This window comes from Chryseobacterium hagamense (genome assembly GCF_007991455.1).
In the GTDB taxonomy this organism is placed as follows: domain Bacteria; phylum Bacteroidota; class Bacteroidia; order Flavobacteriales; family Weeksellaceae; genus Chryseobacterium; species Chryseobacterium hagamense.
Window position 1 is genome coordinate 43487 of sequence record NZ_BJYJ01000003.1, and the last position, 12330, is coordinate 55816.

Sequence of the window (12330 nt, forward strand, 5' to 3'; positions counted from 1 at the left end):
TGAAATCCTGCCATTTGATTTTATTGCTTACCTTACTGACCACCCCGCCAAAAATTCCTGCGGAATTTTCGCCAACCCTCCGCCGGAGTGGAATGTTTGTCTTTCTAAGAAAATTCTCTGTTTATCGGCTTTTAGATATATTTTGATGTTGTTTATTTAATTATTTTTTCTTTAATTTTCACATCCAGATGACGATAGTAATCAACAATAAACTTACTTATTAGCTCCAATTATAACAGGAAACTCCCTGCGTCCGGCTTCCCGCTTCCCGCTTCCCGCTAGTTACCTAATCTTTTGTAAACGGGATGTTGTTGTAGAAACCGATCTGGATCTGGCCGCGGTTTTTGTTTTCCTGGATCTGGTTCATGTAGCCTGCTTCGATCCTCATATTTTTGTTGATGACATACCCTAATGCGCCATACACCCGGTTCCGGTCAAAAACAGGGCTGTCGAGATGAAGGAATATTTCGTTATATACCGAAGCATAAAGTGTTTTAGGTACCATTTCTTTATTATTAATCGGAATATTCAGGTTTACATAATACCGGAACCTCATCCTGAAGTCATCCTCAAGAAACCGTTCTTCGAGACGGTAACGGTGCTGGATATTGAACCTTCCGAATTTCTGCTTGGTAATGTACTGCTGGAAGATCCGGTGTTCTGTATTTTCTGTTTTTTCGCCGTTCACATAGGGCCTGCTTAAGATAAAGCCATATCCTACCAACACATTGTTGTTGTTTTCAGTCAGGTCATACCCGATTCCGGTACGGATGAGCAGCTGTTCCAGGTCTCCTATGGCATCAAAGTTCCGGTACTGGATTTCATTGTGGAAATTTAATTTTTTACTGATTTTATTATTCCCGAAATACATATACCATGCGCCGAGATCATTTTTCTGTGCCTGTAAAACCGTGGCCGCCATTGTAAAGAGTCCTAAAAATACCTTCCTCAATTTATTTCCCATTGTTTATTATTAATATCTATCGCAAACAACAAATTTAATAATTTAAATCAATAATAGCAAAAGAAGCCGTTTCACAAATGCCTCTTTACATAAAATAAAAATGATGGTGAATGCATGAATTCTAAAAAGTTAAGATCAGTAAAATTTAAAATTACAATCCCTCATCCACCCCATTCTACTAAGTGAATTCAATCATCATGGGAAAAATCCCAGCCTGTGTGATTAAGGCTAAACAAAGCCTATTTAATTCGGGCCATCGGGAGGACGATAAAACTGACTAAATTCCTTATGTTCCAGTAAGGTGGTTTTAACATATAATCAGGGATGCTGTTCCATCTTCGAAGGATCATCATAATTCACCATCCAATTAATGCCGAACTGATCGGTAAACATCCCGAAATAGGCACCCCAGAAGGTGTCAGACAGAGGCATGGTTATTTTTCCGCCCGCCGACAGTCCATTAAACAGGCGGTCCGCTTCTTCTTTTGATTCTGCATTGATTGAAATGGAAAAGTTATTTCCCATCACGAGCTGATCGGCATGGTCAGATATGGAATCGCTTCCCATCAGGATGGTTTCCTGTGAAACCGGAAGGGTAACATGCATGATTCTGTTCCGGTCTGCTTCTTTTATTTCCTGACCCTCTGCCGGAGGCATTTCCCCGAAAGTTCCGATGTAAGGATATTCGCCGCCGAAAACCGATTTGTAGAAATCAAAAGCTTCCCTACAGTTTCCGTTGAAGGTAAGGTAGACGTTTACTGTTGCCATAAGATGATTGTATTAAGTTGAGTTTAAGGTTGAGTTCAAGGTTGAATTTAAAATTGCAATAGGTTTACCGGTGCTGATCGATCAGGATCATATTGCCGTCCGGATCTTTCAGGTAAATATGTTCCGGGCCGGACGTGGCTTCGTCTGCTTCTTTTAAAAGCTCGATCCCCTGTTCTTTTAATTTTTTCTGAATATCGCGGACATCATCAAAGGCTTCAAGGTTCCGGGCATCCTGGTCCCAGCCGGGATTAAAGGTGAGCATGTTCCCATCGAACATGGCCTGGAAAAGACCGATGATATGTCCGCCGTTTTTCATGATGAGGTAATTCTGCTCCACCGCGCCGGCCATCTCGCTGAATCCTAATTTTTCATAGAAGTCTTTGGATTTCCGGAGGTCTTTTACACTTAAGCTGATTGAAAATGCGCCTAATTTCATACGATGCTGGTTTTTAATGATCAATAGACTGAATTACTGGTTTTTAATTATGGTTCTGAAATCCATCGTTCCGTCATAACTTTTCCAGTTGCCGGTAAGTCCGATCTCCTGACGTTCTGCTTTTTCGGTGTCTTTATTCCAATGGAAAGTATAGACGAACTTTCCTTTCAGAATCCCGGAATGTTTTCCTCTGTTCTCTTCCGCCAGTTCATATTCTCCGAAAACCGTCCCTTTTTTACGGGCATCTTTGTATTTGGTAATGGTAAATTTCCCTTCGAATTTAGAATAGACCTGATCAACAAGCGTATAGCCAGAAACGAAATATTCCTGGTCGTTCTTCCGGTTCTGCTCGGAAATATCGATCTTCAGTTTTATTTCCTGATTCTGATTGCCGATGGTTCCCGTATAGGCTTTGCCGTTGTTGAGCCAGACATTGGAAATATCAGGCATCTGCGCAAGAGAAATCCCTGAAATAAGGATGAAAAGGAATAAAAATTTTTTCATAAGTTGTTGTTTATTTGAATACGACTTTGGAAATATCTTTCGGAACAAAATTCGCCCACCAGACTTCGAAATCCAGTGTTCCCGGATAATTTTTCCATTTTCCTTTAAAGGTAACGGTTGCCCGGGTGTCCTTCGTGATGAGTTTGGCCATCTGCATCCTTGCTTTTCCGGTAAAGATTCCGGAATGTTCGCCGGAACCCCATTCTTTGATCATAAAGTCGGCAAATACCAGCATTTCATCCGGTGCGTTGTTTACATTGAATCTCTGGGTGAAAGTCATTTCTCCCGAAAAACCGGATGTTGTACCTGCCACTTCGGAATGTCCCGAGATAAAATACTGTTCGGGTCTGTCCGGATTCTTAACGGCTTTTTCGATCTGTACTTTTATTTCCGCTTTGTCGGTAGAGATCTCGCCGTAAAAAGGGGTTTTGCCGTTAAGCAGGAAAGGACTGAAATCCTCATGCTTCAACGGAAACTCTTTTACCTGTGCCCAAGAAAGCGAAAAGGCAAAAGCCATGAGAAAAAATAACACGATCTTTTTCATATCAGACACCGAATTGGGCCAGGTGATGATTGAGGTGCTTGGCAAACATATTGTTCCACTCCTGAGCTTTCAGTTTTCCGAAAGAAAAAGATTCTTTCCCATCAAAAGCCGATGTACCCAGCTGCTGGGTTTTCTGGATAAATCCGATCAGCCGTTTTTTCTCTTCATTAAAATTTTTACGCTCGGAAATAATAAACTGCGGTGCCGTCGGGCCGTTCCGGGTATACGCTTTCTCGCCGACCACTTTGGGCTTTACAAAATTTTTCAGGATGAATTTAGCGATGGCTCCCGGTTTCTTGTGTTTTTCGGGTTCATAGACCATCTCGTACGATACGTTGCAGTGTGCCAGCATCTGGTCCACACTCATTTTCCCCCATAATCCCAGGGTTTCAGGAGTAAGCCTGTTGATCCGGTCAATGTAATGCTGAGCATCTTTTGCATCAAAAACGTTTTCCATAGTTTATCTGAATATTGAAAAGCAAATATATCAGTTTTTCAATACAGAAACTAGATGAAATTAATTTTGTTTTTGATTTCATATTCACGATTGAAAAGCTGGAATATAGATTATTTTCACCTAATTAACGCTATAACCCGCAGTTTTAAAAGCGTCAGGAACTCATGAAAGATCAACCTTACTTTTTCTGTTCAGCAATTTCCCGATACGTTTTTTTCACAACCTGCCAGAAAGGACAATAATCAGATATCAATTTTTTTAGCATTTAAAGAACTCTAATTGGAAAGCCCGGCTTTGCTTAACACTTTTTTAGAAAAACGATCGGATCCGAAACCATAGTATTTTTTACCGAAAGAATCTTCCAGCTGACCGGCATCGTATTTCGAAGCAAGGAAATCAGCCAGGACGTTTTCCTCTTCTTCCGTACCGACCCACTCGCTCCTTGATCTTACGGCCATCAGAAATTTATTTTTATTGGTTAAGTATAATTTTTCAGCATAAAGATTAATGACATAAGTCGGGGTGTTAATGTCGATAACGTCGAGCATCTTTTTATAGTTTTTTTCATAATCCAGAATGCCGAAATACAGTTCCGCCGTTTCCCTGTAATTGGAAAAAGAATTTTTCAGGAAAGCCAATACCCTGTTCCTGAATTTTTTGAATTCCTCTGTATCGGTATCGTTTTCCGCAATGAAAATATAGTCTTCCAAAGACAGTGTTTCCCAGAATCTTTTCCTTTTGAGGTAAGCGCTGTCTGCGGGGCTGCCCTCCGTTTCATAAATCTCTTCAAGTATTTCACAATAAGGAAGATTTAATCTTTCATCCATATTGGATTCAATGACCATCTTGCAGGCCTTTTCCGCCTTCTTCAGATCGATTTTCACGATTTCCCTGATGACCTGGAGATTGTAGGAATTATGATACTTTTCGATGGGAAAATAGCTTTGAAGCTCGGCAAAAAAGCCGTTTTCCGCAATGATCCCCAACAAATCCTGCTTCATGGAAATTCTCAGGTCGAAACCGATTTTCATCCACATTTTAATCTCATCCCTTACCAGTCCTGCAATATACATTTTCTGATCGGAGTTACCGAAGTGGTATAATTCTCCGATAAAATAATAGAAATCGAACGTCATTGCTTCTTTGCTTCTCAGAAACAGATACCAGTTCTCGGCAGCTATTTCTTTCCACAGGTCGAAATCTTTCGTCTGATTAAGATTGGCAGTAAAGCGCGCTCTCAATTTTTTCTGAAAAGTATCCATCCTTGTGCCCGAAAAAAGGATCTTCCTCGTATACAAAGAAATCTCCTCACTCAACCATAAAAACCTTTTAACACTTTCTTTTTTGTCGGGGTTCTGCATGAGATAGTCCTCTACCGGCTCCAGTGCTTTTGTGAGAAGATCAACTATTTTTTTAACTTCCGGTGCGGTAAGGCTTTTTCTTCTTCCTGCTACTGAGGCAATAGCGTTTTTAATAAGCTCTGAGATCTCTGCTTCCGAGAAGTCTTTTTTCTTCTGACCGAAACTGAGCATGAACTGCATTTCCGCGTCTTTGTTCTTCTTAAAAAACTCCAGCAGCCAGGTTTTTAATTCTTCCGAATTAAGATCGTCCATTGCCAGCTCGATTTCGGAGATCTTTTTTCTGGGCCCTCTACGAGGAACGGCTTTGCCGGTTTTATTTTCCGACATGAAAATCCCCATTGCCAGAACATGGAGGCAAAAATCCCTGCTCTCGCACTCACAGGAATATTCCGTAATTTCAGATTTCGAGTTTATGACCAAACTTACGTCATAAGACTCGGCTTCCTCATCTACAAAACAGACAAAACGGTTCTTTTCTGTTTCCTCAAATTCCCGTATGCTGAATTTTTTCGCTTTGTTGATTTTCTGTTTAGAAAACTGGTTCTGCAGGTCCGGTAGGCTGTACATCTGATTTTTTTTCCCAAAGATAAAAAAACGGCTCCTTAAAAAGAAGCCGTTTAGTGATAATGATTATTTTAATTATTCCGAAATGGTTACATTTTCACCCTTTGTATGCGAACTCATCTGCGGTGCGTAATAGTTTTGGATGTTGGTGATCCCGTTGGAGAACTTTCCGGAAGCGTTGGCAACCAGGTCATATTCAAATACATATTTCCCTTTCGGCATCCGCTCGATGTAGAAATTCGTGGAGGCATCTTTGGTCGATTGGTAATAGCCAAAACTGTTTTTCCACTGATACCCCGAGAGCACATCCACCGGCTCGAATCCCGCAGCCCGCATATCTCTGATGTGGATAAACTCCATCGCCCGGTCGGTATTCAGGATCATCCTTACCGTTACCCGGTCTCCTACTTTGAGCGGGGTCTCCGGTAAAATCTTTTGTAACTCTTCCCCGTTGACGGTTTTTATTTTCCTGTACAGCTCTTTGGTTACCGACAAATAAGTCTCGGAAGACTTTATTTTATCCAGGTCTTCATAATACTGCCAGAACAGTCCGCCCTGTACAATCCCGGGCCCCGGTTTGGTAACGGTAACCGTTGCCAGCTTCTTATTCACCACCTCAGATTTTACCGTTGATTTTATATAACCAGCAGCCTCAGTTTCCGGCTTCAGTTCTTTTCCGTCCCAGATAATCGTTGCCTTATCACTTTCTGCTCCCGTCCAGGATTTCCCTGAATTCAGAATCGTATAAATAACTTCCGCCGTCCCTCTGGATGTGCCCCAGGAATTCACCTCTTTCTGGGTAATCAGCCAGATCTTCATTTCTTCGATGAAGTTCTGATCTTCCGATTTCAGTTTGTTAAAGGCTTCCAGTGCTCCTGCATGATTCACCACTTTCGAGCTGAACCAGCCCCAATCATCCAGGTTCTGCTTCCAATATACGCCCTGGGTTTTCGATGTTGCAGAAGTTTCTTTCAGGTAATTCATCAGTTTATCGGAAACATCTTTCAGTCCATAATCATTCATGAGCAACGCTGCCCGGTGCAGTCCGTAGAACGTGAAGTCCGTCAGTTTTGCCGTTTTTGCTTTCTGTTTTACCAGAGCTTTCAGGGCTGCCCCTTTTTCTTTTAACGGATATTCTTTTTCCCAGTAATTCCTTGCATCCAGGTAATCAAGGGTCCAATTGTTCCATACGTTTTTGTCTTTCGGATCGGTATATTTACCGGTTTCACCGTCGATATATCCGATCAGGTTTTTCACCATTTCGGTCTGCTCCGAATTCTGATAGTCTTTTACATTACCTTTCAGCCAAGCATTCATTTTACCCAAGCTTTTCAGGATATACACTGAGGTGCTGTAAGAGGCAGGATAGCCGGGATACCAGGAGAAGCTGCCGTCCGGGTTCTGGAGTTTCTTTAAATCGTCCCAATCCTGACTGATCGAATTTTTCATGGTATTGGTATCGAATAAAAGAGCCAGCTTCTGCATCTGCTCCTGTTCATTTTTACTTTCGAGTACCCAGGGCGTTTCTTCAAGCAATAGTTGTTTCAGTTCCTGATTCTTTTCCAAGTTGGATTTCAACAATCCTTTGTCCTGATACTGTTCGAATACCGTTTTTATTTTCGGATTGGCTTTAAAAATCTCTGAGGCCAGAACATCGGCAAACCATTTGTTGAAAACCACATCTGCTGAGCTGTTAGGATCATTTTTAAGGCTTGGAAGCGCAAACAGGATTTCCCAGACCGGATTGGTCGTCAGCTCCAAAGTATTGGAAACGTTAGTTATGGTTTTCGAGTCCGTATTTTTAAGATTTTCCAGTTCAAAGGTTTTGGTTTCCCCTTCCTTTAAGAACACCGGGAGAGCATCGGTTACCAGCATCCTGTTCGGAAGTATGGCAATTGCCTGCTGTTCACCATCCGAATATTTCCCGGCTTTGGCCACCATTTTGAAAATGATGGAGGAAACATTCTGCGGTACTTTTATTTTCCAGCTTACCACTGAATTTCCGTTGGCATCGAGTGAAAAAGCCTGTTCTCTGTTAAATCCTGAAACCGCCGTAAGCGTACTCAGCCCGAATTTTTCCGAGATATCTTCGTTGGTAGAGGCATCCAGGATCTGTAACCCGGCATAGCCGCTTAGTTTCTTATCGGTTAAGTTCGATAGTTTCGACTGCAGGTTCAGCTCGTCCCCTTCCCTTAAAAACCTCGGGTAATTGGGCGTAACCGAAAATTCTTTCTGCGTTACCACTTCTTTTTGCAGGGTGGCCGCTCTCGCATCTTTCGTATGCGCCAGGAACATCAGCTTCCATCTGGTGAGGGCTTCCGGTGAAGTAAACTCAAAGCTTATATTGCCTTCGGAGTCGGTCCTTAAATCCGGATAGAAGAAGGCGGTTTCGTTGAGGTTCTGGCGGACTGGGATGTTCTCTACGGAATCGTCTATATCCAACGCCTTTTCAGAATCAATTACGTTTGAAGATGTTGAAGATGATTCTTTTTTAGTTCCGTAACCTGCAATTACAACCTCTCCAATGTTCTTACTAACTGCACTATCAGCCATAGGTGCAGGACTTGCAACGCCACGGATTTTTATTCCGGCGGCTTTACCCTGTAGCATGGTCAAACCATTTCTGTCAAACCAGTTAAACTGCGGGACCTCGACCAAATTTCCATCAAAGAATTTCATTCTGTTCTGATAATATTTTGTTGAAAGGTTTTCCCTGATATCGTATTGTGTTATCAATGGGTAAGGACTGTACAATCTTTCCCAGGTATAAGTATTGACTTCGAACTGGTCCAGTGACAGATCATACATACTGGCCAGAAGCTCAGCATTGATTTTTTCTTTATCATTTCCTGAAACCTTCACCGACCATTTCTCTTTTACACCAGGTTCAAGCCTGTCTCTGAAAGTGGTTGTTTCAATTTTCAGCGGCTGCTCGGAATCTTTAATTCTCAAAACCACTGTTTCGGTCTGAACATCATTAAAAGCTGCCATCTGAAATTGAATATTCATGGTGGATACTGCTTTATCTTGTGGAATATCAACCGTGTATTCCAACTTCCCGTTTTTCATATTCCGAATATCATAAACGGTTTTTCCTGAGCCATCCTGTATAAAAATATTCACAGGAGCATCCCCAACTGCAGAATATATGTAAATTTTGGCTTTTTCTCCCCGTAAAAATTCTTTTTTCGGCTGTAAAGCAGTAAGGAAGATTTTCTGATCAGCTTTCAGACCGTTTTTGTCCCAAACACTGAAATACTGAGAAGTTTTAATGGTGTCTTTTCCTTCGATATTAAACAGCTCAAGCCGATAATCTCCTGCATCCAGTTTTCCTAAATTCAGTGATTCTTCATTGTGCTGTACATCATTCATTATAACGGAAGAGACTTTCCTGTTTTGTAATTCATCGTTTTTATCAAATAAATCATGAGGAAATTTTTTGATGAATTCTTCTTTTGAAAATACAGGAAGGTTCTGGACCGCATCTTTAAAATTACTCCTGAAAATCCTGTCCGGAGCCTGCAGCTTTGAAAGTTTTACCCGATAAGTTTTTTTTAAATTCTGTTCGTTATAATTTTTGGTTTCAACTTTCAGATTTACATTTTCGTCAGAAAAAGCATGCTTTATTTGATCTGCCTTGATGTAATGGGATACTGAAGCGACTTTCAACTGGGTTTCTGCAGATTGTGTCTCACCGTTCACATCCGTAACGGAGGCATTGATTGCATAATTATCGATCTGAACACCTGTAATTTGCTCATTCTTTTTGGGTTCAAGGCGGATGACGAATTCACCTTTTTCATTGGTGGTCGATTCTCCCAGGATCGAATTTTCATTATCCGTATTCTGCGGATATCCCCCGAAATACCGCCAGCGGATATTCTGTTTTTTAATTTCATAATTCACCTTTGTGTTGTTCAGGGCAATTCCTGAAAACGTAGTCGCCTTGCCTTTCAGCTCAATGGTCTGACCGTACTTATATTCTTCTTTTACTGGCTCAAAGCTTACTTCGAACTTCGGTCTTTTATATTCTTCCACACTGAATTCTTTAAATACCGGTATTTTACCATCCGTATTCAGGTAAAAACGGCCATTGAGATTTCCCTTGGGGAGTACAAAACTTCCATGATAGGAACCGAACTCATTTGTTGTAAAGTTTTGTGAAGACACCTCTTTACCGTTAGCATCACCCAATGTAATTTTTTGGTTCAGTCCTGCATTTACAGATTCCACATCCTTTTTTATTTTTGTATTAATTACTTTAAAATAAACTGTCTGGCCCGGTCTGTAAATGGCTCGATCCGTAAAAATCTGAGTTTTGATAAAATTCTCATTATCAATAGGGTCATCATCAGCATAATTATTTCCATACACCTGCATGATCTGGAAATCATTTGTTTTGGGCTGCTGGATCAGGAATATTCTGTAGTAGATCTTATCGGTAGAAGCCGGAAATCTGAAAGTTCCCTGCGAATCAGTTTTGCCCTTATTTTTGATGATACCGGAATTTCCCGAAAATTCATAGAACACAAGATTTTCATTGGCAGAAGGATTGCCGTTTTCACTGCTGACTAATTTGAGCTCGTTTGCTGAGAAATCTCCTTCAGTTTTATTTTTATAAATAATTTTATAATCGGATACTAAGAAATAAAAATTCTGGTTGTTGTCATTTGTTCCGTCACCTATCAGATATTCAGCCACATAAATTCCCGGCGAAAGCGGTTGTATTTCAAGGGAGGTTGTATGAATTTGATAATCTTCAAGATCAGGAATCTGATATGTTTCTTTTCTGATCAGTTCTTTTTTCACCTTACCGAACATTTCAGAATAAGGATTCCTGGAATATTGAAGAAAGGATCCGAAATCATCACTTACCCTGTAAATATTCAGAGAAAAGCTTTTAAGATTCTTGTACTCCGAAACAAAATGAATAGGTTTATTGCTCTGGGTCTGCTGTTCATATTTAATATTTAAAACAGTCTGCCTGATTTGTTCTTCTTTATTTTCAATATTTTCTGTAAAAGGTGACTGAGGATACTGGAATTTTGCTTTTGCTACAATTTCAAGTGCTTCTTTCTCCTTCTTTTCAGCCAGCAGTTCACTGATGATATCATCCATGATGAGTACTTTATAGTCCCCCTGGAGATCAGAATTCAAAAGACCGTAGAGCTGTTGAATTTTGTCTTTACAGTCATTATGACTACAATCCTTCTGCAATTTCCGGTGCATGAAATACAGCCTGGAGTTCCCATTATTCCGTGCAATTAACTCATTGAAAACATCGTCAATCTGTTTATGGTTATCCGCCAGTTCATCTTTAGTAAAAAGACCGGTATCGGATAGGAAATCAATTTTTTTAAGCGCATACCAGTCTGCAAGTGTCGGAAAAAAAGAAATTGATTTTACATTGACAAACAACGACTGGTAAGGTAACAGTGCGATCTTCTTCATTTCAGCTTTTTGCTGATCAAGTTCTTTAAAATTTCTGCTCATGTAATTCTTAAAACCGAGCCTGCTCCAGGTTTCAATCTGCGTAATATCCTGAGAGTTTATATTGGTCCTGCCATTGATTTTCCAGCTGTTACGGGTGTAATAATCCATAATAAACCCATTGGTTAAAACTTTATAAATGATTTTTTCCTCACCTTTTAATTTCTTTTCGATACCTGTTATTTTATTAAAGAAATTTGAAGCAGCATTATTCTGCTCATCATCCCGGGTCTGGTTCACGATTTCAAATTCCGCTTTTAAAGACCGGATGAGCTGAAGGGTGTTATTATCTTTCATGGCTTGATTTTGAATATCCAGAATGATGGGAAGATTGGATTTAACAGTTCCTTTAGTACTGTTTTCTTCGACTTTTTTCCATTGTTCGTCATAGTATTTCTGAGCAAATGCAGTTGAGCAGCTCAGCAGCAGAAGCAAAATCAGAAAAATCTTGGAAAATCTTTTCATATGCGTTAATTTTGATAAATGAATTTTTTAAAAGTACTGAAAAAATCCGTTATCGACAGTCAGCTTTACGTATCCTTAACGGGAACCCTTTTTTCGGTATTTTTTATGCTGGAGCAAAACACATTCCGCTATCCTACGGTATTCTTTATTTTCATCACCTATTTCAGCGGTTACCTGTATACCAAATACCAGAAAACCCGGCATTTTTCCAAAATCCTGATTTTAAATGTCGTGGCCGGGATCATCTGTGCTTTTTTAATTATTCATAACCATAATGAAATACGGCTGTTCAAATGGCTGATTATTGTCGTCCTCGGTCTGCTCTATAACAGTTTTTTTCTGGAGACCTACATCCGTAAAGTCCCTCTGCTGAAAGTATTTTATGTAGGTCTGGTCTGGGCCCTGATGAACTGCTGGCTCACCCTTGCGGAATTTGACTTTCCGATTTTTTTTATCAGTTTTTTTTATATTACGGCACTGGTGCTGCCATTCGACATCCGGGATATGAACGTGGATACGGTGAAGACTTTTCCTACGATCATCGGGGTGCAAAACACAAAATACCTGGCTTATATCCTGGTATTGATCAGCAGCATGCTTTCGGTTTTTTATCTTGATTCTCCTTATGCGATCGCTTTTTTCCTTTCGGCAATCATCACTTATATGATGATCTACTTTTCAGAGAATAAGCGCAGCGATGCTTATTTTTCATTCGGGGTGGAAACCTGTTCGGCACTTCCTTTTTTATTTTCCGTAATAATGAAGTATTTTTGACAA

The 12330-nt window shown here is 40.4% G+C and carries 9 protein-coding genes; 1 reads left to right on the top strand and 8 read right to left on the bottom strand.

What is annotated here, in order from left to right:
* Positions 1 to 286: 286 nt before the first annotated feature.
* From CHA01nite_RS04985 to CHA01nite_RS05020, 8 genes are all read right to left on the bottom strand, one after another.
* Positions 287 to 964 (bottom strand): DUF2490 domain-containing protein, encoded by a 678-nt coding sequence (locus CHA01nite_RS04985; protein ID WP_373869020.1) that lies wholly within the window; start codon positions 962 to 964, stop codon positions 287 to 289.
* A 318-nt stretch (positions 965 to 1282) separates the two neighbouring features.
* Entirely contained in the window at positions 1283 to 1732 is a 450-nt protein-coding gene (locus CHA01nite_RS04990; RefSeq protein WP_146940125.1) for a VOC family protein, read from the bottom strand.
* Positions 1733 to 1796: 64 nt separating this feature from the next.
* Positions 1797 to 2168 carry a VOC family protein gene (locus tag CHA01nite_RS04995; RefSeq protein ID WP_146940126.1) on the bottom strand — a complete coding sequence of 124 codons (372 nt, stop codon included), beginning with the start codon at positions 2166 to 2168 and terminating at the stop codon, positions 1797 to 1799.
* 33 nt (positions 2169 to 2201) lie between these two features.
* Positions 2202 to 2672, bottom strand: coding sequence for a hypothetical protein (locus CHA01nite_RS05000; RefSeq protein WP_146940128.1), 471 nt, complete (start codon positions 2670 to 2672; stop codon positions 2202 to 2204).
* Positions 2673 to 2682: 10 nt separating this feature from the next.
* A complete protein-coding gene (locus CHA01nite_RS05005) occupies positions 2683 to 3216 on the bottom strand; it encodes a hypothetical protein (RefSeq protein ID WP_146940130.1) in 534 nt (177 codons plus the stop codon).
* Between the two features lies 1 nt (position 3217).
* Complete coding sequence (locus CHA01nite_RS05010) at positions 3218 to 3673, bottom strand: DUF1569 domain-containing protein (protein ID WP_146940132.1); 456 nt, start codon at positions 3671 to 3673, stop codon at positions 3218 to 3220.
* Between the two features lie 275 nt (positions 3674 to 3948).
* On the bottom strand, positions 3949 to 5601 hold the full coding sequence (locus CHA01nite_RS05015; RefSeq protein ID WP_146940134.1) for a hypothetical protein: 1653 nt from the start codon (positions 5599 to 5601) through the stop codon (positions 3949 to 3951).
* 72 nt (positions 5602 to 5673) lie between these two features.
* The gene (locus tag CHA01nite_RS05020; RefSeq protein WP_146940136.1) at positions 5674 to 11553 is read right to left on the bottom strand and encodes an alpha-2-macroglobulin family protein; all 5880 of its coding nucleotides are present in this window, start codon (positions 11551 to 11553) and stop codon (positions 5674 to 5676) included.
* An 18-nt stretch (positions 11554 to 11571) separates the two neighbouring features.
* On the opposite strand from CHA01nite_RS05020, the gene CHA01nite_RS05025 reads away from it, so the two are divergent.
* Positions 11572 to 12327, top strand: a complete 756-nt coding sequence (locus CHA01nite_RS05025) for a UbiA prenyltransferase family protein (RefSeq protein ID WP_146940138.1) — start codon at positions 11572 to 11574, stop codon at positions 12325 to 12327.
* Positions 12328 to 12330 lie beyond the last annotated feature (3 nt).